The following is a 20351-nucleotide window of genomic DNA, read 5'->3' on the forward strand; positions in this document are numbered from 1 at the left end:
ACTCCTTAAGGATTTAGTATGGTTTCCCTTTCATATAGTACAAATCCATTGCCACTGCGGATTTTTTTCTTTTCGTAGAGTGAAATCTCCTCAACATCTGGCTGTTTTAAAAAATACTTTTCAAGTTCAACATCTACTAGCTGAAATGCCTGTTCATCTGTTGAAGCGGCTATTACAACAGGAATAACTTCTGATTTTAAGCTCACTTCAAACCGATATAAATACATAGGAAGACCTCCTTTTACGAAACTTTTTCTTCTAATTGCTCTGAGATTTGATCTAGCTCTATTTGAAGAGGTTCAAGACCCACCCTGTTGATATAATCGAAAAAAGTTTCTAGCGGAAGCTTCGTTTCTTTAAAGTGGTCCAGAAAACGAACTAGTACTTCATCAAGAAGATCAGCATGAAACTTTCCCTTCAGCTTTTCATTAAACTTTCCTCCATCATCAAGTGTTCCGCCAACGTAAATCTCAAAGGCTTGCACCATCTTTTTCTCTTTCGTTTTTAACAGTACGCCTTGCAGACCGATATCTGCGATTTGACGCTGTCCGCAAGAGTTAGGACAGCCGACCATATGAATCCTTATCGGTACGTCAAGTGTAATTCTCTGATCCAGGCTTTCAGCGATTCGGCTCATTCTTTCTTTCGTTTCAACCAGTGCTAAATTGCAATATTCAATACCCGTGCAGGAAACAGAATGCCCTATAAAAGAAAGAGGCTGTGTCGTGATTCGTTTAAAGATATCTTCTTGCAGCAGCGATTCAACGTTTTGATGTTTCACGTTAGGAATAATTAAGTTTTGAGAATTTACCGTTCGGATCTCACCGTTTCCGTATAACTTTGCTATTTCTGCAAGCTTCAGTACTTCATCCGCATCTAATCGTCCGACTGGCACATTAAAGCCAATATAGCTTAATCCTTCTTGCTTTTGAGGATGAACACCATAGAAATATCCGCCGTTCCAGCCTTGAAGTGCATCTCTGCCTTTAGAAGGAAGCTGTCCTGTATATTCTAAGAGTTTCTCTTTGAATTTTTCTGGTCCCCAGTCTGCCATTAAAAATTTAAGTCGCGCGAGGTGGCGTTTATCCCTATAGCCGTAATCACGGAAAATGGTAGTAATCGCAATAGCCACTTCTTTTACCTGATGCGGTTCTATAAAGACATCAAGCGGCTGCGCTAAGAACGGCCTCGATGATAAACCACCGCCAATCTTAATATGAAAACCAGGAATCTCTTTATCATCAACTTCTTTATAAGCCGGAGTAAAAGCTACACAATTTATCTCCGCATGCGCACTGTTGTTCACATTAGAACTGATGGACATTTTATATTTTCTCGGCAGATTAGAAAAATCTTCATTGTGCTGAAAGAATTCATACACTTCTTTTACAATCTCTGATGTATCAAATAGTTCATGAGGATCTATCCCGGCAATCGGATTCCCCATAATATTTCTCGTAATATCACCGCATGCCCCTGCACTTGACAGCCCAACCTCTTCTAAACGTTTAAATATATCCGGGATTTGTTCAATGGTCAGCCAATGAAACTGAATAGCTTGTCGTGTCGTGATATCAAACACGCCTCTTCCATAATCTTTGCATATGTGAGCAAGAGCTTTTACTTGTTCGTAGCTTAAAATGCCAGATGGTACATTGACCCTCATCATGAAGTATCCATCTTCTTTCGGTCGCTGTAAGTACAGACCTGCCCACTTAAAATTGTCCCACTCTTCTTTCGGTATAGAGGCGAATCCTTTTTTTGAGTAATGAGGGATATCCTCAAATATTTTTAATCCGTCTTTTACGAGCTTCTTTTGTTCTGTTTTATTGAGCTTAGGATTATCAGCCCACGCTTTTTCATATGCCATATTATCAGTCCCTTTTATATGAGTTTTTTCTCTTGCAAATAAGTCAAAATTGCATCTACACTCTCAGATACATTCTTTTCATTTGTTTTAACAGTAAGAGCAGAAGACACCGGTTCCTCGTAGGGAGAATCGATTCCAGTGAAATCAGGAATCTCTCCTTTGCGAGCTTTGCTGTACAGTCCTTTCGGGTCCCGTTTTTCACATTCTTCGATCGGGCATGAAACAAAGATCTCGATAAATTCTTCTTCCGAAACGATCTCTTTTGCTTTTTCACGGTCTTGTAAAAATGGTGAGATGAATGCTGTCAGCACCACTGTGCCGTTATCAACAAAAAGCTTTGATACTTCAGAAATTCTGCGGATGTTCTCCGTTCTGTCTTCGTCAGAAAAAGATAAGTCCTTGTTCAATCCATTTCGGATGTTGTCACCATCCAGCACATAGTTACGGATGTTTCGCTTATATAACTCTTTAGCGAGTGCATTTGCAATGGTGGACTTTCCTGATCCGGACAATCCTGTAAACCAAAGGACAAAGCTTGAATGGTGGTTTTGCTTTCGCCGGTCTTCTTTTGTAATGGAACTATCGTGCCAGACGGTATTGTGCTGTGTGCTCATTTGTATCTCCTTTAAGTTGGTTTTCTTCATGTCGTCTTAATCCATTGATCAACACTTCAACGACTTCCTTCCGGCTGAATGTACTTGGAGGCAATTCCCCATTTCTTAGAAGTTCTCTTACTTTCGTTCCAGATAAAATCACATGATGTTCACTGGAATGCGGACACGTTTTAGAAGAAGCCATGGTCTCACATTTTGTGCAATAGAAGCTGTGTTCAAAGAAGAGTGTGGTGATACCGATCTCATCGGCGGTAAACTGTGAAAAGATCTCCTGAGCTTCATACGTCCCGTAATAACTGCCTACACCAGCATGATCACGGCCAACAATAAAATGTGTGCAGCCATAGTTCTTTCTCACAAGTGCGTGAAAAATGGCTTCGCGCGGTCCGGCATAGCGCATCGCTGCAGGAAATACAGCAAGGAATACACGGTCACTCGGATAATAGTTTTTAAGAAGTACGTGATAGCTTTCCATACGTACATCTGCAGGTATATCATCAGACTTCGTTTCGCCGACTAGCGGGTTTAGAAAGAGCCCATCAACCGTCTCGAGCGCTGTTTTTTGAATATATTCGTGCGCACGGTGCACTGGATTTCTCGTTTGAAAACCAACTACTGTTTTCCACCCTAAACTGCTAAACTTTTTTCTAGTTTCATTTGGATCTAGGTGGTAGTTCTTAAAAGATTTTTTTTCAGGCCGTTTAACGAGCGTGATGTCCCCGCCCACATAAACTGTCGGCCGCTCAAGCAGCTTATTTACGCCTGGATGTTCTATGTCAGAAGTTTTATAGACTTTCTCTGCTTCAATATGCTTATCTGGGAAATAGATATCACCAACCTGCAAGATCCCGTATGTCTCGCCATCACACACGAGCCGAACATCTTCTCCTGTACTAAGAGATTGTGCGGTTTCATGAGTCACTGGCAATGTAATCGGGAGACTCCAAACAGTTCCATCACTCAGCCTGATACGATCTACGACAGATTGATAGTCTGCTTGATTTAAAAACCCGGTTAATGGGCTGTATGCTCCGATGGCTATTAATTCAAGGTCACTAAGTGCTGTTGCATCAAGCTCAATTTCTTTTTGTATGTGCTTATACGGTGTATCCGGTCTAAAACGATTAATTAATGTTCCTCCGTGTGCATGTAAAGTTGCCATATTGTTTCTCTCCTCCTATTTTTCTTAGCCTTCATGAAGACCACATTCTAATTTCCCAGTTCCTGACCAACGGCCGGAACGGAGATCCTCTGGGTCAATAGCGGCTTTAGTGCAAGGTTTACAGCCGATACTTGGATACCCATTATCGTGAAGTGTGTTATAAGGCAGATTATGTTTATGGACGTATCGCCATATGTCTATCAACGTCCAGTGAATGAGCGGACAAATCTTAATACTGCGGAAACGCTCATCTTTGTTAATAAACTGCGTTTTTTTCCTCGTAGGTGACTGTTCACGGCGCAATCCTGAAAGCCAGGCTTTTACACCGTTGAGCTCTTCTTCTAAAGGAATTATTTTTCTAATGCTGCAGCACTGATTTGAATTTACCTTCCAAAGCTCTTTACCATGTTTAATTGCTTGTTCCTCAAGTGTTACAGCTGGTTTTTTAAGCTTAATTCTCAGCCACGGATACCTTTTCTTTGCAGCATTAATCACCTCATATGTTTCCTGAAAATGCAGCTGTGTATCTAAAAAAACTACTTGAGCATCTGGTTTGACTTGAGAAACAAGATCCACTAAAACACTTCCTTCGATTCCAAAGCTGCACGCATATACGAGATCGTCGTCATACATTTCATACGCCCATTTCAGGACATCTAATGCACCTTTCTCAAGGTTGTCACTATTAAACTCTTGAATGTTGTTATCCCATGTTTCATAGGTGAGCAATTTTTTACCTCCTTCATGAAAAACAAATAGACCAACAAAAAGCGGCTTTAACGTTTTAAGGGACATGCCCTTTACGTTAAAACCGCCTCTAGTTTTCTAGTCAGCGCTATTTAATTCGTACCTTCTCGTTTTTTTCGAGTTGAATCACTTTTCCATCTTGCACGATTAAAGTTACGGATCCAAATTTGATGTTGCTCAGCATTTTCTGAAGCTGAGGAAGAAAATCGTTTTCACTCTTTTCGTTCGCCACTCCACTGGCCTCCCTTTTTTACAAAATATCTCTAATAAAACAAAAAACCTTCCCATTTCGGAAAGATAGTGGAGGTAAACGTATTACCTTATCTTCCAAAATGTAAAAACATTCTGCTGGAGTTAGCACCTTACGAATCGCAGGTTGCCGGGTTTCATCGGGCCAGTTCCCTTCACCACTCTGGATAAGAGTTTAATTTTTAAAAATCATATCACATCTGAAACGGATATCAAGCCCTAATTTTTTTATTTCTTGTTTTTTCTGAAAAAATTAAACCTGCAGTTGACAATTTGTCTTCCTGGAACATATAGTAATAACTAAAATTTCATCCGAATTTGCTGATCGGAAAAACCGAAGGCTCTTAACATGACTTGTTAAGGGCCTTTTTATTTTGAGGAGGAATTTGATGAAAAAGTTAATAGTTCTAGCGCTTATTGGACTTATGGCACAGCTGATCGACGGCTCACTCGGAATGGCATATGGGGTTACTTCGACTTCCCTGCTCTTGGTAGCGGGGATTGCGCCCGCAGCAGCATCTGCCTCTGTCCACCTTGCTGAAGTTGTGACAACAGCAGCATCCGGAGTTTCCCATATTAAGTTTGGAAACGTTGATAAGCAGGTGGTTCTCCGCTTAATTCTGCCGGGTTCGATCGGTGCATTTTTAGGCGCTTGTTTTTTAAGCAGCCTTCCAGGAGATATTGTGAAACCATATGTTTCTCTATTTCTTATTATTCTTGGAATCTATATTTTGTTTCGTTTTCTCTATAAACTTGGAGAAAGAAAGACGGCACCCTCTGAAAACTCTTTTTCAAAAAAACAGCTAATGCCCCTTGGCTTACTTGCTGGATTTCTAGATGCGACAGGTGGTGGTGGATGGGGTCCTGTAACAACTCCTGTCCTTATGGCAAAAGATATGAAAACTAGAAAAGTTATAGGTTCCGTTGATACGAGTGAATTTGCTGTAGCCGTTTCAGCTTCTGCTGGATTCTTTATTGCTCTTGGATGGGAGCAAGTTGAATGGCTCTGGGTTGGTGCCCTCATGGCAGGCGGTATCGTTGCAGCTCCGATTGCTGCATGGCTCGTCCGAATAATTCCCTCACACATTTTAGGGGTCTTAGTTGGTGGGCTGATTATCGTAACTAATGTTAGGACTCTGTTTTTGACCATTGGTTTGTCATCTCATGTTATGTTTGCCATTTATTTTGTTCTTGCGGCATTTTGGGCTGTAGGTATCATCTATACAGTAAAAAGCTTTCCGAAAAAAAGTAATGACGAAAATAAAAATCCGAAATTTTTGAAAAATTCAGTTGACTATTGATTATTAGCTATGTATTATAGTCTTTAATTCAATATTCAATCTTCTTATCCAGAGAGGCGGAGGGACTGACCCTATGAAGCCCGGCAACCAGCAGAAATGCATGGTGCTAATTTCAGCAGAACAGCTAACGTTCTGAAAGATGAGACTTCGATCGTGTGATATCATCGGGACCTCTTCTTTTGGAAGAGGTCTTTTTTGCACTATCAGAAAGTATAACTTGTTTGCACGATGATTTTCGACTTCGCAACAAGTTAAGGTCGATCGTATAAGTGCAACTAAAGCTGACTCGAAAGGATTGGCGTCAGCCAAGTTTTCTTTACTGGATAAGTTGAATCTGAAATTCATATTGGATAACAAAAAAATTTAAACATTGAGGAGAGATTTGAAAATGAGCGAACAAAAAAGAGAGTACGGTTTTGAAACAATTTCATTGCATGAAGGACAGAAAGTAGATCCTGCTACAGGTGCGCGAGCGGTACCGATTTATCAGACAACATCGTATCAGTTTAACAGCACTGAACATGCAGCAAATCTATTTGCTTTAAAAGAATTCGGAAATATCTATAGTCGTTTAATGAATCCCACACAAGATGCGTTTGAACAGACGATTGCTAAATTAGAAGGCGGTGTGGGGGCACTTGCTGTTGCTTCCGGCCAGGCTGCCATTACAAATGCTATTTTCAATATCGCTGGATCAGGCGATGAAATCGTTGCCTCTACTTCTCTTTACGGTGGAACGTACAATCTCTTCTCTGTGACTTTGCCAAAACTAGGTATCGAGACACGTTTTGCTGACATCGATAACCTTCAATCGTTTAAAGATGCGATCACAGAAAAAACAAAAGCAGTATATGTTGAAACAATCGGGAATCCAAAAATTGATGTAGCGGATATTGAAGGTCTTGCTAATATTGCTCATGAAGCGGGTGTTCCACTTATTGTTGATAACACGCTTGCTACACCTTATCTTTGTCGTCCGATCGAGCATGGTGCTGATATCGTCGTACACTCCGCAACAAAATTCATTGGCGGCCACGGTACATCTGTTGGTGGTGTAATAGTTGATTCCGGTAAATTTGATTGGAACAACGGAAAGTTCCCTGGCTTAACGGAGCCAGATCCAAGCTACAAAGGTATCGTTTATACCGAAGCATTCGGTCCGCTTGCTTATATATTAAAAGCTCGTGTCCAGTTACTTCGTGATTTAGGATCATCCATTTCTCCGTTCAATTCATTTTTGTTTATTCAAGGATTAGAAACATTGTCACTGCGTTTAGAAAGACACGTTGAAAACACTCTTAAGGTAGCACAGTTCTTGGAAAGCCACCCTTCTGTAGACTGGGTAAATTATGCAGGTCTTCCTAGCAGCCCATATTATGACCTTGCACAAAAATATCTCCCAAAAGGAGCTGGAGCCATTCTTACTTTCGGTGTTAAAGGCGGCGTAGAAGAAGGAAAAAAATTAATTGAGAATGTAAGCATCTTCTCTCACTTGGCTAACGTAGGAGATTCAAAGTCCTTGATCATCCACCCTGCGAGCACAACCCATCAGCAGTTATCTGAGGAAGAACAAAGAAAATCAGGAGTTTCACCTGAATTAATCCGTCTATCCATCGGAATTGAGACGGTAGATGATCTTATTTATGATCTTGATCATGCATTAAAAGCAATCGTACTTTCTCCAAGCGGGTTGTAAAAACAACGAAACTCAGAGCATAATTGCTCTGAGTTTTATTTATGTAAAAAATTGTTAAATAATGTGATGAAGTCCATTTTTTTATGTAATGAGATGGGATTTTTATATGATTAGTCAAAAAAATTATGTGATGAAATGGAGAAATTATGTGATAATTCGTTTTTGGCTAAATAATCGCATGATTCTTAGTTAAAGAATCATGTAATATTTTCGTTTAACCATAAGGTGGATGCTGCTATAAACTTTTCGGCAGCTGGCGAAAGATTTTTAAAGGATATCGAACCTATACCAATGGAAGAAATAGCTCGTTCACCTGAAAGAGGGATTTTTTTCACACAGTCAGGCAGATTATGTAAAGCGATTTCTGGCAGGATGGCTACGCCCAGCGAGTTTTTAACCATTGAGATAATTGCCTGCTCATCATCTAAACGAAAAGCAATTTCAGGAGAATGTTTATTTGGTTTAAAAATGTTATGTATGATTTTAAGGGTAGATTTTTGAAGTATCAGCTTCTCATTCTTCAGTGCATTTGGCTTTATAGATTTTTCTGCACCAAGATGGTGGTTTTCCGGCACAACACAGCAAAATGTTTCGCGCTTTAAATGGAGAACCTCTAAATCTGCAGCAGGCAGCATTAAAAACCCGAAATCTATAATCCCCTGAGCTATCCATAGAGAGATCTCTTCCTGTTTCCCTTCCACAACTTCTACTTTTATATGCGGATATTGATCCATGAATTTTTTCAATATTCCTGGAAGCCATTTAACTGAAATAGATGAAAAGGTCCCTATTCTGACAGTCCCAATTTCTAGTCCTCTTATTTCCCCAGCCTCCTGAAGCATTTTTTTGCTTAGTGTCAGGATATCCCTAATATACAACAACATTCTTTCACCATTCACTGTTAGCCTGATGCCTGCTTTATTACGTGTTAATAACGAAAAACCCAGCTCTTTTTCCAAGCTGGCAATGGCATGACTTACCCCAGATTGGGATATATTTAATGCTTCACTTGCTTTTGTTAAGCTGCCAAGTTCTACTACTGTATGAAATATTTCATATTTGCCAATCGACAAATTCATCCCTCTTTATATTAGTTTTACTCATAATATAACATATATAATGAATGGTTTTCATCATTTTACGACATTAAAAGATGAATTTCGCCTTTTTGTACATTCGCATCTAAGTTATTGCACCCTTTTTCTCCACAAAAAAACACCTCTTATGCTAGTTTAACTATACGGCATAAAAGGTGTTTTTTCTTAAGGTGAGTCTATTGTATGAAGCGGTTTTTTCTTTTTCGAATAACCTCTATTCTTCCCCATCCGTTTGCTGAAGTACTTTTAAACCTGTACCCATATCTGATGCGTATACATAGTCACCAGCTACATCCACACCCCAGATATTTGATCTTTCAGGAATATACTTCCCGATTTCTACAGGATTGCTAGGGTCTGAGATATCTACAGAGCGGACGCCTCCACCATAGTGGGAAAGGTAAAGTGTATTCCCCTGCACCTTAGGATCATGAACCGTATTAGCAAAAGTCAAACCATACTGAACATCATCCACGAGTTCTGTTCTGAATTCACTTAAAAGGTTAGGTTTTGTTTTGTCTTTAATATCGAAAATACGTGTATATCCATAGGCTTGCTCATAGCCTTCTTTCGTTGGATTATAAACTTCACGTGTTTCAATCAGTACGTTGCCCCCTTTAGCAAGAGCTGCTGAGTGAGCAGAACCTTGCTGGTTTGATGAAAACTCTGTTCTGCCTAGGAAAGTTGGATTTTCCGGATCGTTGATATCTAGAATAATCGTTCCTAAATCCCAGAATGATAGATAGGCAGTTGTTCCGTTTACGTCAGCCATCGTGCTGTGGTTAAAAACGGCTCTGTTCTTGCCATGCTTATCCGTCCAATTATATCCGTCAAAGTCCTCTGGCACTTCAGGCAATGAACGAGGGTCAAACTGATAGAGAGTTTGAGGTTCTGCTGGGTTGCTTACATCAACGAGCTGGAAGTCTTTTTCTTCACCATGCGTGTAATAATCTGCGTATGGATTAGCTGTCAGTACAAGCGGCCTTCCATTTTGAACCGTTAAATATAGCTCATGTGTCCCTCTTACTTTTTTATCGAGCGCCCAAAACCCTAACTTTTTGGGCTGATAAGGATTAGTTACATCATATAGAAGGAACCCCCCTATAGAATCAGGATTATGGGTATCCAGCTGCTGAACGCTGACTACTGCTAGGTCGCCTTTAAATTGTTTAGTATTAACACGTTTTACGATTACTTTTTCCTGCCATGTACCTGGGATATCATCTGCAAAAGCTGCGACTTCTTTTGGGTTAGCTGGGTCTTTTAAATCCCATACACGTACCCCGCCTTCACCGCCGCCTTTTGTATGGGTTCCTGTATAAGCAAAGCTTTTATGTACATATACATCAGCAGTGCTATTCAGTTTTCCGTCTTTTTCCTGAATTTGAACAGCCGCTACTTCTTTCCAATTAAAACTCTCAGATCCTTCAATGGTAGATTCAATAGCTTCATATCCTGGGCCGGTTCCCTTTTCGATGATGTCTGACCCTAATTCATCATGTGCTAGAACAAGAGATCCTAGACTTCCTAAAGTTAGAGCTGTTGCTAGACCAACGCTTAATACAAATTTTCTGTTCATATGTACCTCCAATTGTTTAGTGCGTTTCTATGTAAATTATTTCAAAATTACAAAAATAAACATAGAGTCAAAGGAAGCAATTACCAATTCACATTTTCTATTGAAAATAAGCAGAAAGATTTAGTTCTATCTTTTTTGTGGATGCTATTCGGACTAAAAATTTCCATCAAGCATAATTAAAAGAAGATACACAGCTATTAACCAAATAATGATGGCCGATCCTTTATTGATAAGGTTTTGAACGTAACCAGATGAGTCTGTTTTCCCTACTATTCTCCCAGTCAATGCAAGACCTATAAACCAAATCCAAGACACCGAAATACAAGACAAGGTGAAAACTAGTTTATCCCATCCAGAATAAGCTATAGAACTTGTTCCGATCACACCAATCGTATCTAAAATAGCATGAGGGTTTAACAATGAAACAGTAGCAGCAAACATGATCTGCTTTTTGGGTGTCATACATGGTGTCGAAGCTTGTGTATGGGTTTTGCTAGACCAAATGGACCACCCCATATACAATAAAAATAGAATACCAGCTGCCATAACTCCTAGTTTAAGAGCATGTATTGTGGATACTAGCGCAGAAATACCTGAAACAGCTAGAATGATCAATAAAGTATCACACATTCCTGCGGTTACAACCGCTGGTAAACTTCGCAATATGTTTGGCTGCTGTGCCCCCTGATTAAAAATAAAAACATTCTGTACGCCTAACGGCAATATCAGCCCAAATGCTAAAATAATTCCGTGCAGCAAGGCATTATCCAAATCAAATCAACTCCTTACACTCAAATGGAGGTTAAAAAATGTATTCAAGTCAAATACGATCAAAAAATCATGACCGGAAAAATGTGAACACTACACTTAGTCAGTCCCTTTATAAAGAGATTAAGCTACTAGCCAAAAAGCTGGATCGCCCAGCAAATGAACTGATCGAAGAAGGTATGGTCCATGTACTGAATCAGTATACAAAAAACAAATAAACCCTCGTCAGCGCTCAGATTATATTCTGAGCGTTTTATTTTCACTTTTCAATAAGTCTTAATTTTAAACAAATTGGACAAAAAGATTAATAGAGATTTACCCAGTCTGTAATGGATGTGATATTTTTTGAACCCGTATGTTGAAGTAATTATGAGATCAATCATCGCCTTCACTTCTCTTTTTGTGGCTGCAAGAATTCTTGGAAAGCAAACAGTTTCCAGGATGACTATTTTTGATTTCATTGCGGTTGTTACGCTTGGTTCGGTTACGGCAAACCTTGCATTCGCCATGGAAATTGAAACCCGTTTTATTTTTATCGTCTTTACGATTTTTGTGTTCCTTATCTATCTGTCTGCTTTTATTTCATTAAAAAGCGAAAAAGCCCGAAAACTAGTCGCGGGGGACCCTACTGTTGTAATCGAAAACGGAAAAATACTTGAACACAATATGAAAAAAATGCGTTATACGCTGGATTATTTAAATCAACAGCTCCGCCAAAAAGACATATTCTCGATTGATGAAGTGCAGTATGCTCTTGTTGAGAATAATGGCTTACTCTCTGTTAAGAAAAAAGAACAGCACTTAAACGTTACTCGAAAAGACTTGAATATCTATAAATCTGAAATAAAACTGCCCGTGGAACTCATTATGGATGGTGAAATTTTAAAGGATAATCTGACAGAAAATAATATCTCTTTGGTCTGGCTTCATGAGGAATTAAAATTACGTAAACTCACTGTTGGAGAAGTTGTATATGCTCTGCTCACCAGCAGCAATAAGCTTTACATAGATACTCATGACGACGATTTACAGTTCCCTTTAGATGTAGAGTAAGTAGAGAAACAAAAAGGAAAATACACAAAAAGAGACTTTATTACAAGTCTCTTTATAAAAGTTAACATAATATAATTATAGTAAATAAGTTTACTTCCTTTCCCAATTTTCATTAATAAACGTATCTCTTCCAGAAGTCTCACGTTCTTCCTTATATGCGTATGGATTCTTTTTATAGAAATCCTGATGATACTCTTCTGCCCTATAAAAATCACTTGCAGCCAAGATCTCTGTTACGATTGGTTTTTTAAACCTTCCACTCTCTTCAAGGTTCTTACGTGATTCCTCAGCTAGCTCTTTTTGTTCCTCGGTGTGATAGAAGATTGCGGTACGATACTGGCTGCCGCGGTCAATAAACTGCCCCTCATCATCTGTCGGATCAATTTGCGGCCAATATAAATCTAATAATTTTTGATAAGGGAAAACCGCTGGATCAAACGTGATCTGTACAGCTTCACGGTGCCCTGTTTCACCTGTTTTTATTTGTTCATAAGTCGGATTCTCCACTTGTCCACCTGTATAACCAGATACGATGCCATGGATGCCAGGCAGTTCATCAAATGGTTTAACCATACACCAAAAACAACCGCCAGCAAATGTTGCGAGTTCTTTATTGCTCAAAGTACATTCCTCCTAGAAAAACTTTAACTGTTAAAGAGATTTTAACGTTATTTTATTAAAAATAACAGTGTTTCACCTTTAATGGTTCATAGGATAACCATTTCCACTCATACACTGTAACCACTACAGATAAAGCGCGGTGGTCGATATGGACATGCGGAGATTAGAAAAAGAAATTTTCAGACGATGCAATGAATTGCTTTCCTTGCAGAAACCTGACGGAACATGGCGTTTTTGTTTTGAAAATTCATTAATTACAGATGCTTACATGCTAATTTTATTCAGAAGCATTGAACATAGAAATGAGAAATTAATCAAGCAGATTACCGACCGTATTCTTTCACAGCAATCAGAAGATGGATTATGGCGAGTCTACCCTGATGAGGAACCAGCTAACCTTTCCGCTACGATACAAGCCTATACCGCACTTCTCTATTCCCAGTATTTTAAATCAAATGATAACAAGCTTCAAACCGCAAAACAATTTATTATTCAAAATGGCGGATTAAAGGAAGCGGATCTCCTGACCAAAGTTTTTCTTGCGATGAATGGATTATACGAGTGGCCAGACGTTCCCATCGATCCCGCTATCCTTTTTTCCCTGCCAATGACTGCTCCTATAAATCAGTATGACATCAGCAGCTATGGAAGAGCTCATTTTGCGCCAGTTTTATTGATGGTTGATGAAAAAAAGAAACTTACATCTAAATACACACCAGATCTCTCAGATCTTTATATTGGCGAAAATGAAGGTTCTCACTTAGAGGAATGGGTAAACTTGTTTTCTCTCTTAAACATTAGAGAATCCTATCTCCATTTTAAAAAAGAGAAAATTCTTTCTTATATTCAAAATCACATTGAACCCGATGGGACTCTGTTAAGTTATAGCATGACGACGATCTTTATGATTTATGGTCTCTTGACTTCCGGATATCAACGTAATTCAACTGTCATCCAAAATGCGTTGAGCGGCTTAATGAAAATGTTTTGTGAAGCAGATGGAACTTTGCATCTCCAAAACTCGCCTTCAACTACTTGGGACACATCTCTAATTTTATATACTTTATTGGAAGCGGGAGTTCCAATTAATAATCCTTCCATTATTAAAGGAGCACAGTTTCTTCTGACACAGCAACACACGAAATACGGGGATTGGTCTGTTCATAATCCTAATGCTGTTCCAGGAGGCTGGGGATTCTCAATTGGAAACACCATTCATCCAGACATTGATGATACGCAAGCAGCACTGCGAACGATAGCCCATTTTTATCAAACCAATTCATTTTACCAAACTAGTTATGATCGAGGTCTAAACTGGTTATTATCTATGCAAAATGAGGATGGCGGCTGGGCAGCTTTTGAGAAAAACACGAACCGCTATTTGATTGGAAATCTTCCTATTAAACATGCGAAAGATGCTCTTATAGATCCTTCAACACCTGATTTAACAGGAAGAACACTAGAGTTTTTAGGGAAGTTCCATGGATTAAAGCATAATCAGCCTTCTGTTAAAAAAGGGGTGAATTGGTTATGGGAAAACCAGGAACAAGACGGCTCCTGGTATGGCCGCTGGGGAGTTTGTTACCTATATGGAACATGGGCTGCAATTACAGGTTTGATAGCATGCGGCATTAGTCCGCAAAATAAGAGAATTCAAAAGGCAAAACAATGGCTGTTAAGTATTCAAAATGCAAATGGCGGCTGGGGAGAATCGTGTGAAAGTGACAAAAAGAGAAGTTTTGTGGACTTAAAGGAAAGTAATCCTTCTCAAACAGCATGGGCTTTAAATGCGCTGACTGTAATATCTGATCATCCAACAACTGAAATGGAACGAGCAGCTGAATGGCTGATGAATCATAAAAAGACCGACTACCCAACGGGAGCCGGTCTTCCTGAAGCTTTTTATATTCGGTATCATAGTTATGATAAAATATGGCCATTATTAGGGTTGGTCAATTATTATAAAAAATTTGTAAGATAAGCCATTGTTTCCAATGCATTAACTATAAACTAGTTTGTCTTTTTCACTAAGACCTAGCGTCTCAGCAATTGAGGTGTGAATCTTTTGGAAAAGCTCTGGGTTTTCCACCAAAGACACGCCATAAGAAGGTATCATCTCTTTTATTTTCGGTTCCCACTCGTTTATATGCTGCGGGAAGCATTTTTCTAATACCTCAAGCATAACGTGAACGGCGGTAGAAGCACCTGGCGACGCACCGAGCAATGCAGCTATAGAGCCATCAGCGGCACTTACAACTTCTGTTCCAAATTGAAGTGTTCCTTTACCAGCCTCAGTATCTTTAATAACTTGCACACGCTGTCCTGCTACTACGATATCCCAATCCTCGCTTTTGGCATTGGGAATAAACTCGCGCAGCTCTTCCATTCGTTTTTCATTCGACAATAGTACTTGTTGAATCAAGTATTTTGTCAATGCCATCTCTTTCGCACCTGCTGCGAGCATTGTAAGAAGATTATTTGGTTTTACGGAACCAATCAGATCAAAATTCGAACCTGTTTTTAAGAACTTTGGTGAAAAGCCGGCAAACGGTCCGAAAAGCAAAGATTTTTTGTTATCAATATATCTTGTATCAAGATGCGGAACAGACATAGGAGGTGCACCAACCTTAGCCTTGCCGTATACCTTTGCATGATGCTGATCTACAACTTCTGGATTGTTACATACTAAAAACAGACCGCTTACTGGGAATCCTCCAATATGTTTTGATTCAGGAATACCCGTTTTTTGAAGTATTGGCAGGCTTGCACCGCCAGCCCCGATAAAGACGAATTTTGCACTGTGGTATTCGATTTCACCACTATCCATATTGTGTACTTTTACTTCCCACGAGCCGTCGCTGGTACGATTAATATTTTTAACACTATGCTTGTAGTTGACTTCAACGCTCTCACTCTTTAAGTGGTCAAACAACATGCGAGTTAATGCACCAAAGTTGACATCTGTACCAGAGTCAATTTTTGTTGCAGCTATCGGTTCATTTAAATTACGGCCTTCCATGATAAGCGGGAACCATTCGATTAATTTTTCAGTGTCCTCGGAAAATTGCATTCCTTGAAACAAGGGATTATTTGAAAGCGCTTTAAAACGCTTTTTCAAAAATTCTATATTTTGTTCCCCTTGTACCAAACTTATATGCGGTAATGGCATAATAAAGTCTTGTGGATTCCGAATAAGGTTGCTGTTTACAAGGTAAGACCAAAACTGCATTGAAAGCTGAAACTGTTCGTTAATTTTTATAGCCTTGCTAACATCTATAGTTCCGTCCGGTTTTTCGCTTGTATAGTTAAGCTCGCAAAGTGCAGCATGGCCAGTACCTGCATTGTTCCATTCGTTCGAGCTTTCTTCTCCTGCTTTTGCAAGTTTTTCAAATACTTTGATTTCCCATTCAGGTGCTAATTCTTTCAATAAGGATCCTAAAGTCGCGCTCATGACTCCGGCACCAATTAAGATAACGTCTGTTTTTTTCTGTACGCTGCTCATGATAACCTTCCTTATAACCTATATTTGCTAAAACGATTTAACGCTCTGCTTATTGTTACAAAATTCGAGGCGCCACTTTGGAAGGACACCTTTGCTAAATTCATTTATCTAATACTCTTATAATAATTATTGAATAAAATTTCTACCCTTTCTGATAATTATAAACTATTTGAAACTAGTATAAAAGAGTGAAATCGTTCACAATGCTCTTGAGATAGACACAAACCAATCCCTAAACTTAGAATTATCAATGATTAAAGGCTTTAACTGACGGTTAACTTCAATCTCATTACCAAGAAAATCACACGGTTCCCTAAATTATTCTTATAGTTTCATTCATTTTTTAACAGAGATGATTCATTTATTTAGAGATAATAACAACACAAAAAAGCACCTGCCCAATATCATTGAAATAAAAAAATCGTCTAGGAATCCCTAGACGATTTTCTATATTGTTTAATGTTAACACTTTATTTTTCTAATACTTTCAATGACTCTCTAATAAATGCTGGAATGTCATCCGGTTGACGGCTTGTAACTAAATTCCCCCCACAAACCACAACCTCTTCATCCTTCACAGTTGCTCCTGCATTCTTCAAGTCAACGTGGATTGATTTGTAGCCAGTAATGTTTCTGCCTTGTAATACTTCTGCAGAGATCAGCAATTGTGGACCATGACAGATTGCTAAGACAGGTTTGCCTTCATCTGCAAAGTGCTTCGTGAACGTTACGAACTTGTCATCGCCTCTTAAAATGTCAGGTGAGAATCCTCCAGGGATGAAAAGTGCGTCAAAGTCTTCAGGGGAAACTTCACCGATAGAAGCGTTAGTCGTTACCTGTGCTTCTTTTTGCTTCCCTTCTAAGGTTGCTCCCGTTTCTGAACCGATTACAATTACCTCGTGTCCAGCTTCTCTAAACGCCTTCGCTGGCTCGGTATATTCCACATCTTCAAACATATTTGCTAATACCGTTGCAATTCTAGCCATTTCTCAACCACTCCTCTTTTTGTGTATACAATTGTTGTATTACCATCGAGGAAGGAAATTAAACCCTTTTTTATGTTAGGGCTTTAAAATATTGCAACAATATAGATATGTATCATCAAAACTGCAGCTATTAAACTTATAATCGTTGCGATGTTATTCTCCGTCTTCGTTCCTGTTTTTGTATACAGAGGAAAACGGAATCGAAAAGGCAGCGGGTAAAATAGCTGAACCCCTCTGGAAGTTGCTGCGTCCAAAATGATATGGCTGATCACCCCTGCAGCTAATCCCATACTTAAACTCCCTTCATACGTCCAGTCGATCCAGTTTGGGAGCATCATCACTAATAGAATCATAACCCAGCTATGTGTGATTGTTCGATGCCCGAATGTTTTAGAAATGGTTTTTGATAGAAAACTTGTCTTTTTTCCAAGATAAGATCCTGGATGGCATAAGTCAGGGAGCAGGCTTCCCAAAACGGCAGCACCAAAAAAGGTAAGTTCATGATGTAGTGTATCTGGCGGGAGGTCTGTAGCAGTCTTATAAAGTGCAGCTGCCGCAACTCCGCCTAGCAAATGTGTATTGCTTTTCATTATGTATCTCTCTTTTCTCTAAGTTGCTATAAGATATCTGATAGAAAGAAGAAAAAGAGCAGCAAGAATGCTACTCTTTTGAACTATCTGTTGAAACCAAAGACTTTAGTCTTGTAATTTCACCTGTTTCACCTGTATCAACTACAAAGGAGCCGTTATTGTATCTGTCGGCAGATTTAAAGTTTTCAGATGAAATTGTTTCTTGCTTACCGCTCGCTGTTTCAAGAACAAATTGTTTCTCTTCATCAGTAACAAGTTTCATGCCTACAATTCGATGAGGATTAGATTTTAATTCTCTTACCATCACAAGTCCTCGTTTTGCACGGGACGTTTTATCAAACTCTGTGATCTTCATTTTTTTCATTGCCCCGCGCTGAGTTGCAACGAGAACCTGAGCGGTTTCAGGATTTTCCGGGAGTGCAAACCCGCTTACTAAGTGGTCTCCAGCTTTTAAGTTGATACCTTTAACCCCTGCAGCACGCTGGCCTACAAGACTGATTTCTTCTTCATGGAACCATAACCCATATCCGAAATGTGTTGCGATAAACACATCTTGATTTCCGTTAGTTAAAGACACATCAACAACTTCATCTTCGCCTTTTAGTTTAACTGCCATCAATGTACGGTTATATCGTGTTGCTTTGTATTGGCTAAGCTCTGTTTTCTTAGCCATTCCTTGTTTCGTAAAGAAGATGAGGAATTGGTCTTCCTTAAATTCTTTTACAGGGAATGCTTTGATCAGCTTCTCATCCTTATCTAAACCAACGATACTTGCAAGATGCTGCCCCATGTCTTTCCAGCGGATTTCTGGCATCTCATAGACTGGAAGGTAAATATAGTTTCCTTTATTCGTAAACATGAGCATCGTATCTGTCGTGTTCAGCTGAGATACAAGCAAGAGTGAATCCGTATCCTTCATTCCTGGCGGCTCACCGTTAGAAGCACTGTAAGAACGAACGCTTGAACGTTTGATATAGCCGTCTTCTGTTACCATTACCATAACATCTTCAGAAGGGATCATTACTTCCATATCGATCTTGATTTCCTGAATCTCAGCCTCAATCTGTGTACGGCGAGGATCAGCGAATTTCTTTTTCACATCGGAAAGTTCTTTTTTAATAACACTGTATAACTTCTTGTCGCTATCTAAAATTGAACGAAGATATGCAATCTTCTTTTCGAGTTCTTCTGCTTCATTCTTAAGTGTTGTAATATCTGTATTCGTTAAACGGTATAACTGCAACGTAACGATTGCCTCAGCTTGTGCTTCGGTAAACTGAAACTTCTCGATAATGTTGTCTTTTGCATTTCGCTTATCTTTTGATGCACGGATTGTCTCGATTACTTCATCTAAAATCGAAATTGCTTTAATTAAACCTTCCACGATATGTGAACGTTCTTCAGCTTTTCGAAGATCATACTTCGTTCGTCGTGTTACCACTTCGATCTGATGCTGAATGTATGCGTTCAATATAGCTTTTAGGCCCATTAATTTTGGTGTCTTGTTATGAATTGCTACCATGTTGTAGTTATACGAAACTTGCAGATCAGTATTTTTAAAGAAGTAATTCAATACCCCTTCTGCATTACCATCTTTGCGAAGTTCAATAACGATTCTTAAGCCAGTACGGTCTGTCTCATCACGGATTTCAGCGATACCGTCTACCTTTTTATCTAACCGAAGTTCGTCCATACGCTTTACAAGGTTCGCTTTGTTCACTTCAAAAGGAACTTCAGTGATGACAATCTGCTGACGTCCGCCCTTTAAGCTCTCAATTTCGGTTTTGGCACGAATAATGAAGCGGCCCTTACCTGTTTCAAAAGCCTTCTTGATGCCATCTATACCTTGAACGATTCCGCCAGTCGGGAAATCAGGTCCTTTAATAACGGTCATAAGTTCATCGAGTGAAACATCGGGCTTATCGATTTGCATTGTAACTGCGTCTATAACTTCCTCAAGGTGGTGCGGCGGGATTTCAGTCGCATAACCCGCTGAAATACCCGTTGACCCGTTTACAAGCAAATTTGGATACATAGAAGGCAGCACGATCGGCTCTTCTGTCGTATCATCAAAGTTAGGCGCGAATTCAACGGTTTCTTTATCGATATCTCTTAATAGTTCAGAGGCAATTGCAGAAAGCCTTGCTTCTGTATAACGCATTGCAGCTGCCGGGTCTCCATCGATACTACCGTTGTTTCCGTGCATCTGGATCAGAACGTTTCTAACTTTCCAGTCCTGACTCATACGTACCATCGCTTCATAAACGGAAGAATCACCATGCGGGTGATAGTTACCGATTACGTTTCCGACTGTCTTAGCCGATTTTCTGTATGGTTTTTCGTTTGTGTTTCCTTCCGCGTACATCGCATATAAAATACGGCGCTGTACGGGCTTTAATCCATCTCTTGCATCAGGTAATGCACGCTCCTGAATAATGTATTTACTATACCTTCCGAAGCGGTCGCCGATTACGTCTTCTAACGGCAGCTCTCTAAATTTCTCAAGCAGTGACAAT

The 20351-nt window shown here is 39.5% G+C and carries 19 protein-coding genes and 2 riboswitches; of the genes, 5 read left to right on the forward strand and 14 right to left on the reverse strand.

The window, feature by feature from the left end; translation table 11 throughout:
• Positions 1 to 5 precede the first annotated feature (5 nt).
• The 6 genes from ABE41_RS11375 to ABE41_RS11400 form a co-directional block, all read right to left on the reverse strand.
• Positions 6 to 227, reverse strand: a complete 222-nt coding sequence (locus ABE41_RS11375; RefSeq protein ID WP_066290246.1) for a DUF3906 family protein — start codon at positions 225 to 227, stop codon at positions 6 to 8.
• 14 nt (positions 228 to 241) lie between these two features.
• Positions 242 to 1870, reverse strand: a complete 1629-nt coding sequence (locus ABE41_RS11380) for a nitrite/sulfite reductase (protein WP_066290248.1) — start codon at positions 1868 to 1870, stop codon at positions 242 to 244.
• Positions 1871 to 1884: 14 nt separating this feature from the next.
• Positions 1885 to 2484: an adenylyl-sulfate kinase gene (gene cysC / locus ABE41_RS11385; protein WP_066290250.1), complete on the reverse strand. Its 600-nt coding sequence runs from the start codon at positions 2482 to 2484 to the stop codon at positions 1885 to 1887.
• Positions 2450 to 3646 (reverse strand): sulfate adenylyltransferase, encoded by a 1197-nt coding sequence (gene sat / locus ABE41_RS11390; protein WP_066290253.1) that lies wholly within the window; start codon positions 3644 to 3646, stop codon positions 2450 to 2452. The genes cysC and sat overlap by 35 nt, the downstream gene beginning before the upstream one ends.
• Positions 3647 to 3670: 24 nt before the next feature.
• A complete protein-coding gene (locus tag ABE41_RS11395; protein ID WP_066294806.1) occupies positions 3671 to 4375 on the reverse strand; it encodes a phosphoadenylyl-sulfate reductase in 705 nt (234 codons plus the stop codon).
• A gap of 106 nt (positions 4376 to 4481) precedes the next feature.
• Entirely contained in the window at positions 4482 to 4625 is a 144-nt protein-coding gene (locus ABE41_RS11400; RefSeq protein ID WP_253805327.1) for a YezD family protein, read from the reverse strand.
• An 85-nt stretch (positions 4626 to 4710) separates the two neighbouring features.
• Positions 4711 to 4816, reverse strand: a riboswitch (SAM riboswitch).
• 215 nt (positions 4817 to 5031) lie between these two features.
• Between ABE41_RS11400 and ABE41_RS11405 the strand changes: the two genes are divergently transcribed.
• Together ABE41_RS11405 and ABE41_RS11410 are read left to right on the forward strand one after the other, a co-directional pair.
• Positions 5032 to 5943: a sulfite exporter TauE/SafE family protein gene (locus tag ABE41_RS11405; RefSeq protein ID WP_066290254.1), complete on the forward strand. Its 912-nt coding sequence runs from the start codon at positions 5032 to 5034 to the stop codon at positions 5941 to 5943.
• Between the two features lie 41 nt (positions 5944 to 5984).
• Positions 5985 to 6089: riboswitch (SAM riboswitch) on the forward strand.
• Positions 6090 to 6331: 242 nt separating this feature from the next.
• Positions 6332 to 7639 carry a homocysteine synthase gene (locus ABE41_RS11410; RefSeq protein WP_066290256.1) on the forward strand — a complete coding sequence of 436 codons (1308 nt, stop codon included), beginning with the start codon at positions 6332 to 6334 and terminating at the stop codon, positions 7637 to 7639.
• A gap of 197 nt (positions 7640 to 7836) precedes the next feature.
• Here the strand turns inward: ABE41_RS11410 and ABE41_RS11415 are convergent, their stop codons facing one another.
• The 3 genes from ABE41_RS11415 to ABE41_RS11425 form a co-directional block, all read right to left on the reverse strand.
• Positions 7837 to 8712, reverse strand: coding sequence for a LysR family transcriptional regulator (locus tag ABE41_RS11415; protein WP_066290259.1), 876 nt, complete (start codon positions 8710 to 8712; stop codon positions 7837 to 7839).
• 238 nt (positions 8713 to 8950) lie between these two features.
• Positions 8951 to 10315, reverse strand: coding sequence for an LVIVD repeat-containing protein (locus ABE41_RS11420; protein ID WP_066290262.1), 1365 nt, complete (start codon positions 10313 to 10315; stop codon positions 8951 to 8953).
• A 153-nt stretch (positions 10316 to 10468) separates the two neighbouring features.
• A complete protein-coding gene (locus ABE41_RS11425) occupies positions 10469 to 11086 on the reverse strand; it encodes a LysE/ArgO family amino acid transporter (RefSeq protein ID WP_066290265.1) in 618 nt (205 codons plus the stop codon).
• 38 nt (positions 11087 to 11124) lie between these two features.
• On the opposite strand from ABE41_RS11425, the gene ABE41_RS21245 reads away from it, so the two are divergent.
• On the forward strand, positions 11125 to 11301 hold the full coding sequence (locus tag ABE41_RS21245; protein ID WP_172827354.1) for a hypothetical protein: 177 nt from the start codon (positions 11125 to 11127) through the stop codon (positions 11299 to 11301).
• A 127-nt stretch (positions 11302 to 11428) separates the two neighbouring features.
• On the forward strand, positions 11429 to 12136 hold the full coding sequence (locus ABE41_RS11430) for a DUF421 domain-containing protein (RefSeq protein WP_066290266.1): 708 nt from the start codon (positions 11429 to 11431) through the stop codon (positions 12134 to 12136).
• Between the two features lie 90 nt (positions 12137 to 12226).
• Here ABE41_RS11430 and msrA read toward each other — a convergent pair whose 3' ends face one another.
• The gene (gene msrA, locus ABE41_RS11435) at positions 12227 to 12757 is read right to left on the reverse strand and encodes a peptide-methionine (S)-S-oxide reductase MsrA (RefSeq protein WP_066290269.1); all 531 of its coding nucleotides are present in this window, start codon (positions 12755 to 12757) and stop codon (positions 12227 to 12229) included.
• Between the two features lie 148 nt (positions 12758 to 12905).
• Between msrA and ABE41_RS11440 the strand changes: the two genes are divergently transcribed.
• Positions 12906 to 14738, forward strand: coding sequence for a terpene cyclase/mutase family protein (locus ABE41_RS11440; RefSeq protein ID WP_066290272.1), 1833 nt, complete (start codon positions 12906 to 12908; stop codon positions 14736 to 14738).
• Positions 14739 to 14756: 18 nt separating this feature from the next.
• Here ABE41_RS11440 and ABE41_RS11445 read toward each other — a convergent pair whose 3' ends face one another.
• From ABE41_RS11445 to parC, 4 genes are all read right to left on the reverse strand, one after another.
• Positions 14757 to 16259: a malate:quinone oxidoreductase gene (locus tag ABE41_RS11445; RefSeq protein ID WP_066290275.1), complete on the reverse strand. Its 1503-nt coding sequence runs from the start codon at positions 16257 to 16259 to the stop codon at positions 14757 to 14759.
• Between the two features lie 470 nt (positions 16260 to 16729).
• Entirely contained in the window at positions 16730 to 17245 is a 516-nt protein-coding gene (locus ABE41_RS11450) for a type 1 glutamine amidotransferase domain-containing protein (protein WP_066290278.1), read from the reverse strand.
• An 83-nt stretch (positions 17246 to 17328) separates the two neighbouring features.
• The gene (locus ABE41_RS11455) at positions 17329 to 17835 is read right to left on the reverse strand and encodes a metal-dependent hydrolase (RefSeq protein WP_066290281.1); all 507 of its coding nucleotides are present in this window, start codon (positions 17833 to 17835) and stop codon (positions 17329 to 17331) included.
• 70 nt (positions 17836 to 17905) lie between these two features.
• Positions 17906 to 20350 carry a DNA topoisomerase IV subunit A gene (parC, locus tag ABE41_RS11460; RefSeq protein ID WP_066290284.1) on the reverse strand — a complete coding sequence of 815 codons (2445 nt, stop codon included), beginning with the start codon at positions 20348 to 20350 and terminating at the stop codon, positions 17906 to 17908.
• Position 20351: the final 1 nt, after the last annotated feature.

It is taken from the genome of Fictibacillus arsenicus, from assembly GCF_001642935.1.
GTDB classification, from domain to species: Bacteria; Bacillota; Bacilli; order Bacillales; family Fictibacillaceae; genus Fictibacillus; species Fictibacillus arsenicus_B.

Excerpts from the sequence above, each read along its gene's own strand:
- ABE41_RS11375 (WP_066290246.1), bottom strand. The coding sequence starts at position 227 with ATGTATTTATATCGGTTTGAAGTGAGCTTAAAATCAGAAGTTATTCCT.
- ABE41_RS11380 (WP_066290248.1), bottom strand. The coding sequence starts at position 1,870 with ATGGCATATGAAAAAGCGTGGGCTGATAATCCTAAGCTCAATAAAACA.
- cysC (WP_066290250.1), bottom strand. The coding sequence starts at position 2,484 with ATGAGCACACAGCACAATACCGTCTGGCACGATAGTTCCATTACAAAA.
- sat (WP_066290253.1), bottom strand. The coding sequence starts at position 3,646 with ATGGCAACTTTACATGCACACGGAGGAACATTAATTAATCGTTTTAGA.
- ABE41_RS11405 (WP_066290254.1), top strand. The coding sequence starts at position 5,032 with ATGAAAAAGTTAATAGTTCTAGCGCTTATTGGACTTATGGCACAGCTG.
- ABE41_RS11410 (WP_066290256.1), top strand. The coding sequence starts at position 6,332 with ATGAGCGAACAAAAAAGAGAGTACGGTTTTGAAACAATTTCATTGCAT.
- ABE41_RS11420 (WP_066290262.1), bottom strand. The coding sequence starts at position 10,315 with ATGAACAGAAAATTTGTATTAAGCGTTGGTCTAGCAACAGCTCTAACT.
- ABE41_RS21245 (WP_172827354.1), top strand. The coding sequence starts at position 11,125 with ATGTATTCAAGTCAAATACGATCAAAAAATCATGACCGGAAAAATGTG.
- ABE41_RS11440 (WP_066290272.1), top strand. The coding sequence starts at position 12,906 with ATGGACATGCGGAGATTAGAAAAAGAAATTTTCAGACGATGCAATGAA.
- ABE41_RS11445 (WP_066290275.1), bottom strand. The coding sequence starts at position 16,259 with ATGAGCAGCGTACAGAAAAAAACAGACGTTATCTTAATTGGTGCCGGA.
- ABE41_RS11450 (WP_066290278.1), bottom strand. The coding sequence starts at position 17,245 with ATGGCTAGAATTGCAACGGTATTAGCAAATATGTTTGAAGATGTGGAA.
- ABE41_RS11455 (WP_066290281.1), bottom strand. The coding sequence starts at position 17,835 with ATGAAAAGCAATACACATTTGCTAGGCGGAGTTGCGGCAGCTGCACTT.